We start from the raw sequence: 18475 nt of genomic DNA on the forward strand, positions 1-18475 counted from the left end.
CCCTCCCGCGAAGGGGGCTCGGCGGCCGTCGGCCCTGTGGTATGAGCCGGGGAGGATGGCTCGCCCGCCCCGCACCTCCTCCGCGCTCCCGCTCATCGCGGCCGCCGCCCCGCTGCTCGGCGCGTGCGGCGGCGGCGGCGGAGACGCCCCCGCGATCCCCCTCGCCGACGAGCGCGGCGGCGGCGCGCGCGTCGCCGAGATCGTCGGCGACGCCGGGTGGCTCGACCCGGAGGACGAAGAGAGCCGGCGCTGCGCCGCGCCGCCCGCTCGCCGCGCCCACGTCACCGGCGCCACCCTCGTCGCCATCGACAGCTTCGACGAGACCGGCGAGGGCGCGCGCGGCAACCACTACGTGCAAGACAGCGCCGACGAGCCGGTCCCCTACTCGGGGATGACGGTCTTCCAGCCCGCGTTCGACCCGCCGGATCTGCGGCTCATCCCGGGCGACGTCGTCGACGTGCTCGGCGAGCTCACCGAGTTCCTCGGCCCCTCCGCCGGCCGCTTCGGCGGATGCCGCACCTTGCCCGAGCTCGGCGGGACCATGAGCTTCCGCTTCGAGGACCGCCCCGCCGTCCCGATCCGCGTGCCGCTCGACGACCTGAGGGGCTACGCGTCGGCGCGCCCGTACATCGGCATGCTCGTGCGGATCGAGGGCGTCAGGATCGCCGGCGCCCCCTCGAGCCGCGACGGCCGCTACGCGGCGTCGATCGACGTCGGGGCCGGCGTGCGCCCCGCCGACGTCCCGCGCCTCTCGAACGAGCTCTACGATCTCGAGCGCGAGGGGCCGCCGCTCGCGGACGGCGCCTCCTTCCGGTCCGTCACCGGCGTGCTCACCTACTTCTACGGCTTCAAGATCGCCCCGCGTTGCCCGGCCGATTTCCAGCTGGAAGGCGCGCCCCTGCCCTCCGACGACGCATGCGCTCCCTGAGGCCCGCGCTCCTCTCTCCGCTCGTCCTGCTCGCGGCCTGCCAGGGCGCGGCGCCCGGCGGCCCGTCGGCGCCGGGGCACGCCCTCGCCTCGACGCCCGAGGGCAGCGTCGGGCGCATCGAGGTGCGCCACCTCGACGCCCGGCCGCGGCTCGCGCTCGTCTCGCGCGACGGCGATCCCGCGCCCGCGCTCGTCGTCTCGGTCGCGACCGATCTCGGCTCGGTCGCGACGACGGCGCTCGCCAGCGTGGTCGAGGCGCGCCTGCTCGCCGCCGGCTTCGACGTGGACGCGCGCATCGACCGCGGCGCCTTCCGCGTGCGCCTGCTCGTCAGGGACGCGGCGCGCGTCGCGCCGTTCCTGCGCGCGCTGTCGGCGGCGTTCGCGCAGCCCATCGCGGCGGGCAGCCCGGAGGTCGCCCGGGCCGCGGAGCGGACGCAGGCGCTCCGATCGAGCCCGCTCGACGCGCCGGAGCTCTCGCCGATCGCGGCCTGCACCGGCCAGCTGGGCCTCGCGGGCGCCGAGCCCGTCGTCGATCTGGCGACGCCCGCGGGCGCGCGGGAGCTCGAGGGGTGGCGCGCCGCGGCGCTTCACGCCGGGCGCACCTCGATCGCCGCCGTCGGCCCGGCCGCGTTCTGCGAGGAGGCGGCGCGCGCGGCGGAGGACATCGACGCCTGGCCGGCGGGCGGCCCGCCCGCGGACCCCTGGCCGGCGGCGGACACGGTCGGCGTGTACACGACGAACCAGCTCGGGCGGCGCGCCGCCCGGGTGACCGTGGCCGCGCGCGTCGCGAGCCCCCAGGCGGCCGTCGCCGCGGCGGAGCGGCTCGGCGCGCCTGGGTCCCCGCTGCGCGCGCGGCTCTCGGCGCTCCCCTCCCCGTTTCGCGCCGTCGAGGTGCTCGGCGTCGCCCGCCCGCGCGGCGGCTGCGTGAGCGTGACCATCGAGGCCGCCGATCTGCCCACGGCCCCGCCCGTCGAGGCCTCGGCGGCGCTCGCGGCCGCGGTGGCGCGGCAGGAGATCCGCCGCGGCCTCTCGGCGCCGTCGAACCCCGACGTCGCCACGCGTCAGGTCCTCACCGCGCAGGACCCTCGCGACGCCGGCGCGCGCGCCTCGTGGTGGGCGCTCTCGGGGAGCGCCCTGGGCGCGCCGCCGGAGCGGTGGGCGACGGCGCTCGGCCTCCCTCCGAGCGCCGACCCGCCGAAGCCCGCGGCGCCGGGCGAGGCCGGCGCCCGGCGCTTCGAGGCCGAGCTCTCGCGCGCGCTCGCGCCGGGAGCCCAGCCCTCCCTGGAGCGGCGGGCGCTCGTCGAGCGCGGGCAAGGCGAGGTCTGGGTCCTGCTCGGGAGCCCGTGCGGCGTCGCCGAGGAAGGGCTGTACGACGCCGGCGCGACGGCGCTCGCCGCGCTCGCCGCCGTGCAGACCCGGCGGCGCGAGCTCGACGTCACGATCGAGCCGTGGGTCACGGCGGATGCCGTCGGCGTGATCGCGCACGCGCCGTTCCGCGACGAGCGCGAGACCCCGGCCGAGCTCGGGCGCCGCGTGGCGAACGCCGCCGCGCGCACGGTCGCGGCGACCACGCCCGGCCCCGAGGCGCTCACGCTGGCGCGCGCCGCGGCGCTCCAGCACCTGGAGCACCTCTCCGGGGGGCGGGCCGCGGCGCTCGAGGCCTTCGCCTCCGCGATCGCGCCCGACCACCCGTCCTGGATCGAGCCGTTCGGCGTCTGGGACCGGGTGGCGAGCGGCGCGCTCGAGACCGTGCAGCTCCGCTGGCAGGCCCTCGCGACCGGCCCGCTCCGGCTCGCCGTCCTCGCGAACGCCGACGCCTCCCAGGCGGCCGCCGCGGCGGAGGCCGCCGAGCGCTGGCTCGCGCCGCGGCTCACCCCGCGCGGGTGCGGCTCACCGGACGGCGCGGTGGTGCCCCGGCTCGGTCACCACGACGCCCGCCTGCCGGCCGGGGCGGCCCTGTCGCAGGCCGTCGTCGGCGCGCGGCTCCCTGCGGCGCGCGAGGCCTCTCCCACGGCGCGCGAGCTCGCGGAGCTCACGGCCTTCGCCCTCAACGGCGAAGGCGGGCTGCTCGCGGCCGCGCTCTCTCCCGCGGCGAGCACGGCGTCCCCGGCGCCAGCCAGCGCGGCGCCGACGAAGCGGCCGCTCGCGGCCCGCGCGAGCGCGCGCGTCCTCGGCGGGACACGCGCGGCGGCGCTCGCCGTCGAGATCAGGGCCGAGGCCGGCGAGCTGAGCGAGGCATCGGCCCGCGTGAAGGAGCTCCTCGCCGGCCTGGCGCAGCGGGTGACCGACGCCGATCTCGGCCGCGCCGAGGCCCACCTCGCCCGGCGGGAGCGCGACGCGCTCGCGGAGCCCAGGCGCCGGCTCATCCACCTGTTCAACGGCCGCCCCTCCCGCGCGGCCGCCGCGAAGATCACGCTGGCCGCGTGGCGCGCCTTCCTGGCGGGCGCGCTCGGCGCGGACGCTATGGTGACCGTCGAGGCCCGGCCCGACTGATCACTCCCCGCCGTCGAAGTCGCCGGCGTCCTCTAGCTCGGCCGGCCGCCCGGCGCGGGTCGCCTCGGGGCCCTCGTCGTCGGCGTCGCTGTCCGCGCCCGTGGCCTCGTCATCGTTCTCGTCGACCTCGTCCTCGTCCTCGTCGTCCGGCTGGGTCAGCACGGGGAGCCGGCGCTTGCCGACCGGACCCTCGTCGACGTAATCGCGCAGCGCCATCATGTCCTTCAGCGCCTCCAGCTTCGCGAGCGCCTTGACCTCGACCTGGCGGATCCGCTCGCGGGTCAGGTTCATGATCGCCCCGACGTCCTCGAGCGTCGTGCCGCCGCGATCCGCGACGTCGAGCGCGCACGTCTCGTTCATGTCCCAGACCTCGAGATCGGGGAAGTTCAGCTTGATGGCGCCCGTCCTGGCGGAGACGTCGAGATAGAGGTGGTGCTGGCACGAGACGTACGGGCACGGCCTCGGACCGTCGACGCACTCGGCGCGGGCCCGCGGCTTGTAGTAGTCGGTCTCGGGGTAGAGCATCCGGCCGATCTCGAGCTCGCGCTTGGTCATGCGCTTGACGCTGATCGTCCGCGCCCGGATCTCGCGCTTCCGCCGCGATCTGCGCTGCTCGCGCGTGATGGCGTTCCCCGACTCCGCGGGGTCGGCCTGGAGCGCGAGCGCGCCCTCCACGACGGGCTCCGTCGAGCCCGCTGGGCCGCGATCGCCCTCCACCGCATCCGCACCGTCCAGGCCGAAGATCTCGAGCTCGCTGTCAGACACCGTCGCCATGCGCTGCCTCCGTTTGGTAGCGTCTCCGCTCTCAAGCGCGCGCGTCTCTCCCCGTACGTCCGAGTCCCAGCTCGAGCGCAGAGGGATCCGCTCCTTAAGCCCGACGTAAAGCCGGATGCCGTCCCTAAAAAATCGCGACGAAACGAGCCGTTGCCCGTCCCGTCGATCGCATCAAACCCAGGCGGGGCCGCGCCCGCGGCCCCATGTACTTCACGACGACGAAAGCCCCGCGACTCGGCCCCTCAAGAGGAAGCCGCCTGTTTCGTGAGCCGCGCTTGCGCCATCAAGCGCTCTTCTATCAACGCCAGCTTGGCGACGAGCTCCCGCGCGAGCGACTCCGCGCTCGCGAGGTCCTGGGCTATCGCCCTGCCGCTCGTCTCGCTCCGCCTCTCTTTGGCGGCATCCCTGAGCGCATTGAAGACCTTGGTCATCGTGCGCTCGAGCTCCTCGATATCACCTCTCACGAACAGGAATTCACGCTGGATCTCTTCGATGGTGTAGTCCTGGGCCATCATCTCTTTGATGCGCTGAACCTGGCGGACTACCGTGGCCGGATACATCCCCTGCGAGCCCTGGTGCTTGCCCTTGCGCCCCACCCGCACGCTGCGCGGGAGCAAGCCGAGCTGCACATACTTCCGGAGCGTCGCCTCGCTGAACTTGATGCCATGAGCCGCGAACAGCTCGAGGATATCGCTCGATGTGATCCCCTGGGCGTGCTCCCGCTCGATGCGATCAAGCACCTCCTCAGGGATCCTCTGCACCGGTCCTCCCATCGATTGCCGGAGGCCCTACCCAACCGACGCGGGCGACTCTATTCCACTGAATGGAATACAGTCAATTGACGCGACTACGATTATTGTGTGGCTGTCGCGAGACGCGGTGCTTTGCCGGGGTTCTTGACGTACCTCGGACATTTTTCGTCCGTCGGAGCGACGCGTCGGCCCGCCCGGCTCGACGCGGGTCGGGGGCCGGGATGGGAAAAAAGCGACGCACGGTGCAATGGGTGCGAGCAGGGGGGCGCCCGACACCCAGCGGGGCTCGTGGAGCGGCATGCCCCGTACCCTGACACACATCGGTCCTTTCAGACAAAAGGGCTGATAGTCTCGCCGCCACCATGGCCAAGGCCCTCGCCAGCGAGGGTCGGAGCTCGGCTTCGCCCGCCGCCCCCCGACCCGTCGAACGCGTCATCAGGGACGTCACCGCCCGGGGGGTCAGGATGCGGGTCCTGGTCGCCGGCGCGGGCAACGGCCCGGCGCTCTTGCTGATCCACAGCTTCCTCGTCAGCCACCTGGAGTTCGATGACGTGATCGACACGCTGGCCCAGCGGTTCCACGTCATCGCCCCGGACCTGCCGGGCTTCGGCGAGAGCGAGAAGCCGAGCCCGGCGCGGTACGCTTACGGCATCGAGACGTTCTCCGAGGCCGTGGCCGACCTCATCGCCGCCTTCGGCGTCGGCCGCGCGCACCTCGTCGGCCACGCGATGGGCGCCGCCGTCGCGATCACGCTGGCCGCCAACCACCCGGAGCTCGTGCAGCGGCTCGTCCTGGAGGACGCGCTCTGTTACCCGTTCCCGATGAGCTTCAAGATGAAGCTCCCGCTCCTGCCGGTCGTGGGCGGCATCGTCTTCAAGCAGCTCCACGGCCGCGGCACGTTCCGGTCGTACTTCCGCGACGACGTGTTCCGGGCGGACGCGGCCGTGCCGCTGTCGCGCGTCGACCGGCACTACGATCTCTTCAACGCCCCGTCGGCGCGCGAGAGCGCGCACGCGGTGCTGCGCGCGGTGCTCGACGCGCGCCCCGTCGTCGCGCGCCTCACCCGGATCACGGCGCCGACCCTCGTCGTGTGGGGGCGCGACGATCGCATCTTCCCGGCGGCGAGCGCGCAGCGGCTCGCCCGCGAGATCTCCGGCGCGATGCTCGAGATCATGGACGCCGGGCACTCGCCCCACGAGGAGCGGCCGGGGGAGTTCGTCGCGCTCGTGACGCAGTTCCTCGAAGGGAAGCGGTGACGGCGGCGGCGCGCTGGGCTCGGCTCTCGCGCGGCGCGGCGCGAGCGGCCGGGCGCGCGGGGCGCGCCGTCCTCGGCGAGGACGCGGCGCGGCGGTTCCTCGCGGACCGCTCGGCGCTGCTCGGCCTCGGGATCGTCGCGCTGCTCTCGCTGTTCGCCGCGGTGGGGCCGGCCGTCATCCCCCACGACCCGAACGCGAGCGACTTCACCCTGGCCCGCGACGCCTCCGGCGCGCCGCCCGGGCCGTCGGCCGCCCACTGGCTCGGGACGGACCCGCTCTTCCGCGACCTGCTCGCGCGCCTCGCGCACGGCGCGCGGCTCTCGCTCGCCGTCGCGCTCTCGTCCACGGCCCTCGCCACGGGGCTCGGCGCGCTCGTCGGCGTCACGGCCGGCATGGCCGCCGGCACGCGGGCGGACGCGCTCGACGGCGCGCTCATGCGGCTCGTCGACGTGATCCTCGCCCTGCCGTACCTCCTGTTCGTGACCGCGATCGGCGTCGCCGTGGGGCGCGCGGACGTGGGGACGATCCTGCTCGTGCTCGGCCTCACGGGGTGGACCGGGGCGGCGCGGGTCGTCCGGGCCAAGACGGCGGAGCTCGCGCAGCGCGATTTCGTGGCCTCGGCGCGCGCGCTCGGCGCGGGGCCGCTGCACATCGTCCGGCGGCACGTCCTGCCGAACGTGGGCGGGACGCTGCTCGCGCTCGCGACCATCAGCGCCGGGCAGATGATCCTCGCCGAGGCCGCCCTCGGCTACCTGGGCGTCGGCGCGCAGCCGCCGACCGCGACCTGGGGCCGCATGCTGCACGAGGCCGAGCCGTACCTCGGGGTAAGGCCGCTCCTTGTGGCCGCGCCGGGCTTCGCCATCGTGCTCGCCGTGCTCGGCTTCCACCGCGCGAGCGAGGGGCTCCGCGACGCGCTCGATCCGGCCGGCGCGTCGCTCCCGCGCGGCCGTCGCCTGCCGGTCGATCTGCTCGTCGCGGGCGCGGCGCTGCTCCTGCTCTCGGGCGGCTCGGCGGGCGGCGTCCGCGCGCCCCTCGGCGGCGAGCCGGCGCCCGGCGCGCCCGTGCGCGGCGGGACGCTGCGCCTCGCGACGACGGTCAACGCGCGCGCGCTCGATCCGGCGATCGCCTACGACGAGCTCTCGAGCACCGTCGCGGAGCTCGTCTTCGCCCGCCTCGTCACGTGGGACCAGGGCGGCCGCATCACGCCCGATCTCGCGCGCGCGATCGAGGTGGAGCGCGGCGGGCGGACGTACGTCTTCACGCTGCGCGAGGGCGTGCGGTTCCACGACGGCGCGGAGCTCCGCGCCGCCGACGTGAAGCGGTCGATCGAGCGGACGCTCCACCCGAGGACGCCGAGCCCGGGCGCGAGCCAGTACGACATGATCGAGGGCTTCGCCGCGTACCACGCGGGCGCGGCGCCGCACCTCGCCGGCGTGCGGGTGCTCGGCGATCACGCCGTCGCGATCGATCTGCGCGCGCCGGACGCGACGTTCCTGCCCCTCATGACGCTCGCGTTCATGGCGCCGGTGTGCCCCTCGTCCGGGGCCGCGGTCGACGCGGCGAGCCCGCCGCCGCCGTGCGGCGCCGGCCCGTTCCGCGTCGCGCGGTGGGACCAGGACGGCAGCATCGGGCTCGCCCGCCACGAGGGGTACTTCCGCCCGGGCCTGCCGTACCTCGACGCCATCGCGTGGCAGACCGGCGTGCGCGCGACGACCCAGCGCTACAAGTTCGAGGAGGGCGAGCTCGACGTCCTGCGCGATCTGACCGCGATCGACGCGGCGGCCTACCGCGCCGCGCCCGGGTGGGAGGGGCAGAGGCGCTGGGTGACGCGGGACAGGACCAACGCCGTCTTCCTCAACACCGAGCTCGCGCCGTTCGACAAGCTCGCCGTCCGGCGCGCCGTCGCGTTCGCCCTCGACCCGACCGTGCTCGAGAAGGTGCGCCCCGATCTGCTCGCGCTCGACCGGGTGCTGCCGCCGTCGATCCCGGGCCCCCCGCGCGACGCGCCGATGCGGCAGCACGACCTCCCGCGGGCGCTCGAGCAGATGGCCGCGGCCGGCTACCCGTACGACCCGGCGACCGGGAGGGGCGGCTACCCGGGCGTCATCGACTACATCGCGGTCCCGGACACGCTGGAGCAGGCGATCGGCGAGATCGTCCAGCAGCAGCTCGCCAGGATCGGCCTCCGCGTCCGCCTGCGGCTCGTCAGCTGGGCGACCTACCTCGCCGAGGCCTCGCGGCGCCGCGCCGTCCCCATGGGCTGGGTCGGGTGGCAGGCCGATTTCCCCGACCCGGCGAGCGTCTTCGAGCCGACGCTCTCCACGCGCGCCATCCGCGACGAGGGCTCGCAGAACTACGCCTTCTTCAGCGACGAGGAGCTCGATCGCACGCTCGACGCCGCCCACGCCGAGCAGGATCGCGCGCGGCGCCTCGCGCTGTACGACCGCGCCGAGCGCATCGTCCGCGATCGCGCGCCGTGGGTGCCCACGTACACGGCGCGGCAGCTCGAGCTCTGGCACCCCTACGTGCGCGGCCACGAGGGCGCCGCCGCGCTCACGTCGCGCTTGCACGAGGTCTGGCTCGACCCGTCGGCGCGGCCCGGGGCCGGCGGAGGGCCGCGCGCGGCCGCGCCACGAACCGCCACGCCGCTCCGCGCGCTGCTCGCGCGCGCGGTCCTCCCCCGATGAGCACCCCGCCCGCGCGCCGTGCCTCCACGCCCCGCCCGGGCCGCGCCTCCGCGGTGGGCTCCGCGCTCGCGCGCCTGCTCCGGCGCCTCGGCTGGGCCGCGATCGTCATCGCGGGGGTCACCGCCGTCTCGTTCGGGATAACGTACCTCCTCCCGGGAGACGCCGCGCGGATGCTCGTCGGACCGCAGGCCTCGGCGGCGGACCTCGAGCGCGCGCGGGCCATCCACGGGCTCGATCGCCCGGTCCCCGTGCAGTTCGCGCGGTTCGTCCGGCGGCTCGTCCACCTCGGCCCCGCGGGGGGCGGCGACGGCGGCGCCCCTGCCGCCCACGCGGGCGCGCGCGCCGATCCGGAGCACCGCAGCTGCGCGGCGGGGCCGCTCGGCCTGCACGTCGACCTCGGCTACAGCTTCCATTACCGCAAGCCGGTCGTGGATCTGCTCGAGGCGAAGGTGCCGCGCTCCGTCGAGCTCGCGCTGGCCGCCCTGCTGGTGCAGCTCCTGCTCGGCCTCTCGCTCGGGATCGTCGCGGCGGTCCGCCGCGGGACGGCCTGGGAGGACGCGGCGCTCGGCGCCACGTTGCTCGGCGCGAGCGCGCCGACCTTCGTGATCGGCCCCGCGCTCCAGTACGTGCTCGCTTACAAGCTCCGGCTCCTGCCGTACGACGGGTACGGCGCCACGGCGGCCGATCACCTGCGCTCCCTCGTCCTGCCGGCGCTGACGCTCGGCGTGTTCGGCAGCGCCCTCTACGCGCGCATCGTCCGCGAGGAGCTCCGGACGCTGCTCCGCCAGGACTTCATCCGCACCGCGCGGGCCAAGGGCGCCTCTCGCCTGCGCGCGCTCGTCGTCCATGCGCTGCGCAACGCGCTCTTGCCGCTCGCCACGCTCGCCGCGCTCGACCTCGGGGCGCTGGCGGGCGGCGCGATCGTCACGGAGAAGCTCTTCCGCTGGCCCGGCGTCGGGAGCATGGCGGTCGAGGCGCTCCAGAACCGGGACGGCCCGCTCATCGTCGGGACGGTGCTCTTCTCCGCGGCCGCCATCGTGCTCGCCACCGTGGCGCTCGACGTGGCGGCCCTGGCCCTCGATCCCCGGCTCAGGTCGCGGTCGCGCTGAGCGCGGACCGCACGCTCACGGCATGCCGGCGAGCGCGCGGCACTCGGCGCCGAGCGAGGACTCGGGCGAGGAGAGCTCGGCGCACTTGCGGAACGAGGCCCGCCCGCCGCGCCCGGCCGCCTGCTCTGCGGCGCCACGCAGGTGCCACGCCGCGGCGCTCCCCGGGGAAGCGGCCGTGAGCTGCTGCGCGAGCTGCACCGCCTTGCCGGTCTGCCCCGACTCCAGGGCGCGCATCACGCGCGTCGAGAGGGGCCCGCTTTCCTCGCCCGGCGTAGCGGGCGCGGGCGCGGCAGGCGCGGGCGCGGCAGGTGCCGACGCGGGCGGGGCAGCCGAGGGCTCCGGCTCCCGCGTCGGTGCGGCGGCCTGGCCCGCGGTCGCCGCCGCGCTCGGCGGCGCCGCGTGGGTGGTCGGCGCGTGCGAAGCGTGCTCGGAAGGCGCTCCGGCCGGCGCGGGGCTCGCCGCGGCAGGCTTCGCCCGCGCGCTCGCCGAGGCCGGCGCGGTCGGCTGGCTCGCCGGGGCGTCGGCGGGCGGCGCCGCGGAGAGCCCCTCCGCGGCAGCGGCCGCCGCCGCCGGCTCTCCTTCCTGCTCCGACGCGGCCAGAGCCGCTGCGGGCACCGCCGCGGAGTGCTGCCCCGCCGGCCCCTCCTCCGGCAAGGGCGCATGGACCGGCGCCGCTGGCACGGGGCGCCCCGTCTGGCCGACCAGCCACACGCCGGCGGCCCCGAGCGCGAGCGCCGTGACCAGGCCGGCGACGATCCGCGCGATGCGGGCCCGGCGCTCCTCGTGGCGGGGCCCGAAGAGCGTGGCCTCGACCGCGCCGGCGGTCGTGTCGGCGTCCTCGGCCGAGGGATGCTCCCGCGCCGCCATCCCCTCCGGCGCGTCCACCCCGCCGCCGAGGAAGAAGCGCTCGCTCTCGCTGATCGGCCCGGGGTCGCCAGGAGGCGCGTCGTCCGGCGCCGCCGCGAGGCTCGCCGCCGGGGCCGCGTCCGGCACCGGCAGCGGCGGCGGGGAGGCATCGATCGGGCGCGCCTCTCCGGCCTTCGCTTCGACGGGCTGGGGCGCCTGCGCACGCTCCGCCGCGCGCGGGAAGGCGACAGGCGGCGGCGCGTCGCTCGGCGGGCGGGGGCGCAGCGTGGGGCTCGTCGACGCCGCCGCGGTGCGCTCCTCGCCAGCGGGCGACGCGACGCCCGCTGCCGCCGCAAGCGCAGGCGCGGGCGCCGCCGCGGGCTCGGGCAGCGCCGCCGCGGGCGCCTCGGGCGCCGCTGCGGGCGCCTCGGGAGGCGTGGAGCGAACGCGCTGCTCGGCGGGAGCGGCCGCGGCCGCGGGCCTGTCGCTCCTCGTGGATCGCTGCTTCTGCGCGAAGCTGCGCGGCGTCACGAGCGGTCGCGTGAGCGGGGCCTCATCGCTGCTCGCGAGCGTGGTGTCCTTGTCGAGATCGACCTCGGCGCGCGGCCGCGTGACCCGGGCGGCCTCGGCAGGCGATGCGGCGTTCCTCGGTGGCTCCGACGGCGCGCGGCCGCCCGCCGCGACGGGGCGCGCCACCGCGTTCCCCGGCGGCTCCGACGGCGCGCGGCTACCCGCCGCGACAGGGCGCGTCACGGCGTTCCCCGGCGGCTCCGACGGCGCGCGGCCACCCGCGGCCCCGGGCCGCACCCCGGCGTTCCGCGGCGGCTCCGACGGCGCGCGGCCCCCTGTCGCGCCGGCGCGCGCCGCCGCGGCCGACACGATGCTCCGCGGCGGCTCCGACGGCGCGCGGCCACCCGCCGCGCCGGAGCGCGCCGTCGCGGCCGACACGGCGCTCCGCGGCGGCTCCGACGGCGCGGAGCGCGCCGCGGCGGCGCTCGCGCTGGCCGCTCGGCCGACCGCCCCTGGCCCGTGCACCGCGCTGCGGGTCGTCACGGGGCGCCCGGGGGACTCCGCGTCGGGGTCCCCCGCCGGCGCGTGCAGCTCGTGACCGGGCCGGGAGCGCGGGAGCACCGCGGGAGAGACCCGGTTCGAGAGCGGCGCCGGGACCACGGCGGCGTCCTCGAGGTCGTCGGAGCCGGCGTTCCCCGGGCCCCCCTCGGGGTAGTTGGAGCGCCGCGCGCTCGACGGCGACGAGAGCGGCGAGAACTCGTCGTGGAACGCCGCCTCCGGCTCGCTCGGCACCACGTCGTCGGGCGGGAGCGCGGCGGCGGGCACCAGCAGCCCCTCGAAGTAGAGCTTCGAGATGGTCGAGAGCGTCGAGAGATCCTCGAACGGGGACGCGTCGACCACCTGCATCAGCGTGCGCTTGCCGTCGAACAGGCGCAGGATCCCGTTCAGCTCGTCCGGGATCTCGTTCAGCCGCTCCAGCAGCTCCTCGCTGTCGACCTCGAAGACGGTCGCGAGCGACGGCAGCGCCTCGAGGAGCCGGCCCCACTCGTCGACGCGGCGCATGCCCTCCATGAGGAGGCCCTGCGTCGACGTCTCGATCCCGTCGGGGTTGTCGACCTTGCAGAACTCGACTTCGAACGTCCCCTCGTTCCACAGGAGCGCGCGGTAGACGGCCTCCTCGCCGCAGAGCCGGCCGAGCGTCGCGTCGACGACCTTGCCCTCGCGGAAGTAGACCTGCGCCTCGTTGTCCGCGTGCGACAGGTGGACGATCCCGCTCTTCCGGCTCACCTCGAACGTCTGCAGCAGATCCACGACGTTCATGTCGAGGATCGACCCGGAGAACCTGGTCCGCCCCGTCGTCGAGAAGTGGCGCGTCGTGATCCCCTCGCGCGTCCGCCGCGCGAGGAGCAGCGTCACGCGCGCGATGAGCTCGCGCACGAAGATCGGCTTGGTCAGGTAGTCCTCGACGCCGAGCTCCAGCCCGCGGATCTTGTCCTCGATGGACCGCTGGCTCGTGAGGAAGACGACCGGGATCGAGGCCCAGTCGGCGTGCTCCTTCATCTTGCGGACGAGGGCATAGCCGTCCACGTTGGGGAGGCGCGTGTCGCTGAGGACGAGGTCCGGCGTGGAGACCTCGAGCTTCGCGAGAGCGTCCGCTCCGTCCTTCGCGGTGGTCACGCTGTAACCGGCCTTTTTCAGGCTGACCTCGAGGACCCGAACGCTGCGCGGATCCGCGTCGACCAGGAGGAGCTGTTGCTTGGCCACTAGAGGTTTCCGCCTCGCGAAGGATGGCGAGCCCGAACGGACGCTGTCAAGCGCTCCGCCCTGAGCGTCGCCGCTGCCGTCGATCGCTTGTCCCGCGGCCGCGGGCCCGGCGATCGACGTCGTCCATCGTGCACACAGGACGGCTGGGAAGGCCAGGTTTCGTCGCGCGCCGATCGGGCGATCAGCGCTTCCAGGGATCGACGATATCGCCGGTGGCTTGCGGCCTTACCATGGAGGCCGTGGGCGCCGCGGTCGCCGGCGGACGGGCCGCCGCCGCGGTCGGCTTCGGCGGGATCGGGGCGGCTGTGCCCTGGGTGCGGGGCGGCTCCTGCGCGGTCGGCGCGGGCGCCGCCGTCGCGGCCGCGGGCGCGGCGGGCGGCTCGTCGATCACCCTGGCGAGCGCCGTCTCCGCCGGGAGGGCGCCGCCGGGAGCGTCGGCGGCGGCGGCCTCGGGCGCCGAGGCGCGCAAGGCGCGGACGCCGAGGGCGATGACGATGGGAACGAGGACGGCCGCGAGCGCGATCGCCACGCGCGCGGCCATCGAGAGCGGCTCGGACGGCTCCGCGGGCGCCTGGACCGGGGCGAGCATCTCCTCGCTCGCGCGCGGCCGCATCGACTCGGTCGCGCGCGGCCGCATCGACTCGGTCGCGCGCGGCCGTATCGACTCGTGGCGAGGCAGCTCGCCCGGGGGCGCGACGGAGGTCACGCGGCCCGGCGGAGCGAGGGCGAGCTCGATGGCCTCGACGAGGTCGGCCATCGAGGAGAAGCGCTCCTCGGGGTTCTTCGCGAGGCAGCGCATGACGATCGGGCCGAACGCGCCGAGCGCTGTGGCGTCGGGCATCACCTGCTCGAGCGGCTCGGGCGACATGTACATGTGCTTGGTCAGCACGCCCATGTACGTGTCCGCCTCGAAGGGGACGCGCCCCGCGAAGCACTCGTACATGAGGACGCCGAGCGCATAGATGTCGGCGCGGGCGTCGATGCGCTTCCCCTCCGCCTGCTCCGGGCTCATGTAGTGCGGCGTCCCGAACACCATGCCGATGCGCGTGAGCCGCTTGCCGCCGGTCACCTTCGCGACGCCGAAATCGAGCAGCTTGACGAACTCCTGATCGCCGTTGCGGACGAGGTACACGTTGTCGGGCTTCAGGTCGCGGTGGATGACGCCCGCGGAGTGCGCGGCCCCGAGCGCGGCGGCGCACTGGAGCATGATCTGCCCGATCCTGTCGGCCGGCAGCGTCTTCTCGGTGCGCAGCAGCGACGCGAGGGAGGTCCCGGAGAGGAACTCCATGACGAAGAACGGCAGCTCCGCCTGCCCCGTCTCGACCTCGATCGCGCCGAAGTCGCTCACCGCGACGATGTTGGGGTGGCCGATCGCCGCGGCCGCCTTGGCCTCCTGGATGAAGCGGGCGACGAGCTCGGCGTCCTGCGCGATGTCGCGCCGGAGCACCTTCAGGGCGAAGAGGCGGCCGAGCGACTTGTGGCGCACCTCGTACACCGTCCCCATCCCCCCTTCACCCACGACCGCCTGCACCTCGTAGCGGCCGTCGATGGTGCGCCCGAGCATCGGATCGGCCGATGGATTCCAGTCGGGCGCGTCGGCGAGCGGATCGCCGTCGAACGGGCAGAAGCGGGAGTCGCCGGAGAAGGTCTGCTTGCAGGTCGGGCAGCGCCGCGCGCGCGGGGTCTGCTTCGCCTTCCCCCGGCGCGCCGGCCCGTCGAAGCGCGCCGGCAGGGGTGGGAGCGCCGGCAGCGGCGGGAGCGCCGGGCGCGCGCCGACGTGCGCTGGCAGTGCATCCGCGCGCGGCGGCACGTCGCTGCGGAACGGCAACTCGCTGCGCAGCGGCGCGTCGCTGCGCGCTTGCGGCACCTCGCTGCGCGCTTGCGGCGCGTCGCTGCGCGCCGGCGGCACCTCGCTGTGCGCCGGCGGCACCTCGCTGCGCGCCGGCGGCACCTCGCTGCGCGCCGGAGGCTGAGCAAATGATTCGTCTCCGTGCAGCCGCGGGATGTCTTCCCGATGGAACAGCTCGGCAGCCTCGGACTCGCCGGCGGTCATCTCGGGCTGAGCATCCCCGGCCATGCGGAGCGTCACTGGCACCCCATCGAGTCTAGCCGAAAGCGCGCTCAGTGGTTCGGATCAGATGGCGCCAGTTTGGCGACCGCGGTGGAGCGCCCCCCCGCGGGTCGCCGCGCGCGGCGGCCGGCGCCGCCTGGTAAGAACTCAGATCTCTTCCAGAATCTTCGCCTTGCGGGCCTGGAACTCCTCGTCGGTGATGAGCCCCTTGCTCTTGAGCTCCCCGAGGCGCTCCAGGCGCTGCTCGATCGACGGCGCTGCAGCCGGGGCAGCCTGCGGCGCACCCGGGTAGCCCTGCGGCGCGCCCGGATAGCCCTGCGGCGCACCCGGGTAACCCTGCGGCGCACCCGGGTAGCCCTGCGGCGCACCCGGCTGCTGCATGTGCGGCGGCACGAACTGGGGCTGGCCCTGCGCGGCGAGCGCGGGGTTCATCGCCTGCGCCAGGCCGGCGCCGATCGCCACCTGGGCGCCCAGCCCCGCGACGCCGCTGCCGTCGCCGCCCTGCGCCATGCCCTGGCCGGCGCCCATCATCGCCTGGCCGGCGGCGTAGTTCTGCCAGTTGCCCGCCAGCTGCTGCACGTACCGCGCGTCCTGCTGGAACCGCTGATCGAGCTCGAACTGCTTCGCGCGGGCGGCGTCCTGCGCGATGCCGATGCCGCGGCGCGCATCGCCGCGCTCCTTGTTCGCCTCGCGGAGGAGCTTCTGCTCCTCGGCCGAGAAGTTGATGTTGAAGTTGCCGATCTCGAGGATCTTGCAGCCGATCTCCTCGAGGTTCGGCGCGGACTGCACGATGCGGGCGCCGAGCTCCATGCTCATGCCGCCGAGGTTGAGCAGGCTCTTCTGCTGCTGCGCGCAGACCTGGCCGATCACGGTCTTCACGCTCATGAAGAACTTGCCCTTGATCCAGCTCAGGACGACGTCGTTGTCGCCGCTGCCGCCGCACTGCCCGTGGTACCCGACGACGAACCGCACCGGATCGACCACCACCAGCGAGAACTCACCGAAGATGCGCGGCGTCACGAACTCGTAGAGGACGGGGTCCTCCATCGACTCCAGCGGCCCGCCGAACGGCACGCCGCGGACCGGCTGCGTCTTGACGAAGAAGATCTCGGCGATGAAGACGTCCCCGCCCGTGAACTTGTTGACGAGGTTGTTCAGGAACGGGATGTTCTGGGTCTGGAGGGTGTGGCGCCCTGTGGGCAGGTAACCCATGTACCTGCCGTCCTTGAAGAAGAGGGCACACTCATCGCTGTCGACCGTCAGCTGCGACCAGAAGGGGATGTTCTGGTCCGGGTGCTTGTAAACGATGAGATGCTTCGCCGCGTCCGGGCGCGCGATCATCATCTCGCGGACGCCGCTCTTCACGAAATCGAAAATCCCCATGTCGCGCTCCTCTTCGGTGTGCTGGGTGTGACGGATCTGCCGGTCCCCTGCCCCCCGGGACCTCGGGCTTCATTCCGGCAGACGGCGCGCAGGGCCCGCGCCGTTCGTTCTCCGTTGACGATCGCCGCGCCTTTCAGGCACACAGCGGCCTCAGGATAGTCCGCAGATCGCAGGGCAGCAATGCCCGCCGGGAGGACCGTATGCCCGTTGCTCCGCTTGCTCTCCCAGCTCTGCTAGCTCTGCTTGCTCTGCTCGAGCCGCTGGCGCCACATGGGGCCGCGCTGGCGAGGGCGCCTCGATGACCGCGCCGATCGACGTCGGCGCCCTCTCGGCGCCCGCGCAGAAGCTGGCGCAGCCGGGCGCGCCGCAGAAGCTCAGGGAGATGGCGGCGCGCGGCATCGCCCCCGGGCTGAAGCCGGGCGACGTCGTGACGGTGCTCGTGCTGCTCGCGTCGCGCGAGGACGAGCCGGCCCGCGAGGCCGCGGAGAAGACGCTGGCGGCGCTCCCCGAGCCGCTGCTCCAGGGGGCGCTCGGCGCGGATCTGCAGCCGCCGGTCATCGATCGGCTGGCCCGCGCGTACGCGGACCGCCTCCCGGTCGTCGAGAGGCTCCTCGCGATGCCGGGCGTCGCCGCGGAGACGCTCGAGGAGCTCGCGCGGACCGGGGGCGAGGCGGTGACGGAGCTCATCGCCGTCAACGAGGAGCGGCTGCTCAAGAACCCGCGCGTCATCGAGAAGCTCTACCTCAACAAGAACACGCGGATGTCGACCGCCGACCGCCTCGTCGATCTCGCGTCCCGCAACGGCGTCGAGCTCACGGGCATCCCGGCGTGGCGCGAGGTCAGCGTCGCGATCAAGGACGAGCTCATCGCGGAGCCGTCGCCCGAGCCCACGCCGGACGACGTGCTGTTCAGCGAGACGCAGGCGCTCGCGGAGGCGCTCGCCGCGGACGAGCCGGTCGACACCCACGTCGAGGACGAGGAGGGCAAGGAGGCGATCAAGGAGCAGTACGTCCCGCTCTACAAGCGGCTCGCCGACATGACCATGTCGCAGCGGATCCGGCGGGCGATGCTCGGCTCGCGCGAGGAGCGCATGCTGCTCGTGCGCGACTCGAACCGCCTCGTGGCCAGCGCCGCCGTGCGCAGCCCGCAGATGCAGGAGGAGGAGGTCGTCCTCATCAGCCGCAACCGGAACATCTCGGACGAGGTGCTGCGGATCATCTCGACGACGCCCGAGTGGCTGAAGAGCTACACGGTGAAGCGGAACCTCGTCGAGAACCCGAGGACGCCGGTGCTCGTCGCGACGCGGCTGGTCCAGCACCTGCGCGAGTCCGATCTCCGGGGCATCGCGAAGAGCAAGAACGTGACGTCGCCGGTGAAGGACGCCGCGAGGCGGCACCTCGAGCGGCGCAAGAGCTGAACGGGGGCGAGCCATGAGCGACCTGGTCCGCTTCGGCGTGGCGATGGATCGCGCGCTGCTGGCCGAGTTCGATCGGCGCATCACCGCGCAGGGCTACGAGAACCGCTCGGAGGCGCTGCGGGATCTCGTCCGCGCGGACCTGACGCGCGCCGCGCTGGACGAGGGGGCCGAGGTCGCGGCCACGCTGACGCTCGTCTACGAGCCCGAGGTGCGGGAGCTCGTGCTGCGGATCTCCGAGCTGGAGGAGCGGCGCGCGGGATCTCTGGTCTCCAGCCTGCTGGTCCGCCTCGACGCGGCCCGGCTGCTCCAGGTGATGGTGCTGAAGGGCCGCGGGGAGGAGCTGTCCGAGCTCGCCGGGCAGCTCGCCGGGGCCAAGGGGGTCCTGTCCTGCGCGCTCACGCCGGCCGCGGCGCTCCCGGGGGCGGCGCGCCGCCGGTAGCGGGGGCGGCGCACACGCGCACATGCCGACGGATGAGCGCTCTCCAG

Annotated in this window: 12 protein-coding genes; 7 read left to right on the plus strand and 5 right to left on the minus strand. The window is 74.9% G+C overall.

The genetic code is table 11. The features are described 5' to 3' along the window. Positions 1-55: 55 nt before the first annotated feature. Both WMF22_RS20265 and WMF22_RS20270 read left to right on the plus strand, forming a co-directional pair. On the plus strand, positions 56-928 hold the full coding sequence (locus WMF22_RS20265; RefSeq protein ID WP_437300691.1) for a hypothetical protein: 873 nt from the start codon (positions 56-58) through the stop codon (positions 926-928). Continuing rightward, the gene (locus tag WMF22_RS20270; protein WP_438036753.1) at positions 916-3420 is read left to right on the plus strand and encodes a hypothetical protein; all 2505 of its coding nucleotides are present in this window, start codon (positions 916-918) and stop codon (positions 3418-3420) included. The genes WMF22_RS20265 and WMF22_RS20270 overlap by 13 nt, the downstream gene beginning before the upstream one ends. Here the strand turns inward: WMF22_RS20270 and WMF22_RS20275 are convergent, their stop codons facing one another. Continuing rightward, entirely contained in the window at positions 3421-4194 is a 774-nt protein-coding gene (locus WMF22_RS20275) for a sigma factor-like helix-turn-helix DNA-binding protein (protein WP_438036754.1), read from the minus strand. It abuts the gene before it with no gap. Positions 4195-4436: 242 nt separating this feature from the next. After that, positions 4437-4934 carry a MerR family transcriptional regulator gene (locus WMF22_RS20280; protein ID WP_438036755.1) on the minus strand — a complete coding sequence of 166 codons (498 nt, stop codon included), beginning with the start codon at positions 4932-4934 and terminating at the stop codon, positions 4437-4439. Positions 4935-5410: 476 nt separating this feature from the next. Between WMF22_RS20280 and WMF22_RS20285 the strand changes: the two genes are divergently transcribed. Genes WMF22_RS20285 through WMF22_RS20295 form a run of 3 tightly spaced genes read left to right on the plus strand, consistent with a single transcriptional unit; the run spans position 5411 to position 9998 of the window. Beyond that, positions 5411-6202: an alpha/beta fold hydrolase gene (locus tag WMF22_RS20285; protein WP_437300695.1), complete on the plus strand. Its 792-nt coding sequence runs from the start codon at positions 5411-5413 to the stop codon at positions 6200-6202. Beyond that, on the plus strand, positions 6199-8889 hold the full coding sequence (locus WMF22_RS20290; protein ID WP_438036756.1) for an ABC transporter substrate-binding protein: 2691 nt from the start codon (positions 6199-6201) through the stop codon (positions 8887-8889). The genes WMF22_RS20285 and WMF22_RS20290 overlap by 4 nt, the downstream gene beginning before the upstream one ends. Further along, the gene (locus WMF22_RS20295) at positions 8886-9998 is read left to right on the plus strand and encodes an ABC transporter permease (RefSeq protein WP_437300697.1); all 1113 of its coding nucleotides are present in this window, start codon (positions 8886-8888) and stop codon (positions 9996-9998) included. Before WMF22_RS20290 ends, WMF22_RS20295 begins: the two co-directional genes overlap by 4 nt. A 15-nt stretch (positions 9999-10013) precedes the next feature. Here the strand turns inward: WMF22_RS20295 and WMF22_RS20300 are convergent, their stop codons facing one another. The 3 genes from WMF22_RS20300 to WMF22_RS20310 form a co-directional block, all read right to left on the minus strand. Then, positions 10014-13118 (minus strand): response regulator, encoded by a 3105-nt coding sequence (locus tag WMF22_RS20300; RefSeq protein ID WP_438036757.1) that lies wholly within the window; start codon positions 13116-13118, stop codon positions 10014-10016. A gap of 181 nt (positions 13119-13299) precedes the next feature. After that, positions 13300-15195: a protein kinase domain-containing protein gene (locus WMF22_RS20305; RefSeq protein WP_438036758.1), complete on the minus strand. Its 1896-nt coding sequence runs from the start codon at positions 15193-15195 to the stop codon at positions 13300-13302. Positions 15196-15336: 141 nt separating this feature from the next. Beyond that, positions 15337-16572 carry an SPFH domain-containing protein gene (locus tag WMF22_RS20310; protein ID WP_437300700.1) on the minus strand — a complete coding sequence of 412 codons (1236 nt, stop codon included), beginning with the start codon at positions 16570-16572 and terminating at the stop codon, positions 15337-15339. 298 nt (positions 16573-16870) lie between these two features. Between WMF22_RS20310 and WMF22_RS20315 the strand changes: the two genes are divergently transcribed. Both WMF22_RS20315 and nikR read left to right on the plus strand, forming a co-directional pair. Then, positions 16871-17989: a hypothetical protein gene (locus WMF22_RS20315; RefSeq protein ID WP_437300701.1), complete on the plus strand. Its 1119-nt coding sequence runs from the start codon at positions 16871-16873 to the stop codon at positions 17987-17989. A 13-nt stretch (positions 17990-18002) separates the two neighbouring features. Beyond that, entirely contained in the window at positions 18003-18428 is a 426-nt protein-coding gene (nikR, locus tag WMF22_RS20320) for a nickel-responsive transcriptional regulator NikR (RefSeq protein WP_437300702.1), read from the plus strand. Positions 18429-18475 lie beyond the last annotated feature (47 nt).

Source organism: Sorangium sp. So ce204 (assembly GCF_051526795.1).
GTDB lineage: Bacteria > Myxococcota_A > Polyangia > Polyangiales > Polyangiaceae > Sorangium > Sorangium cellulosum_B.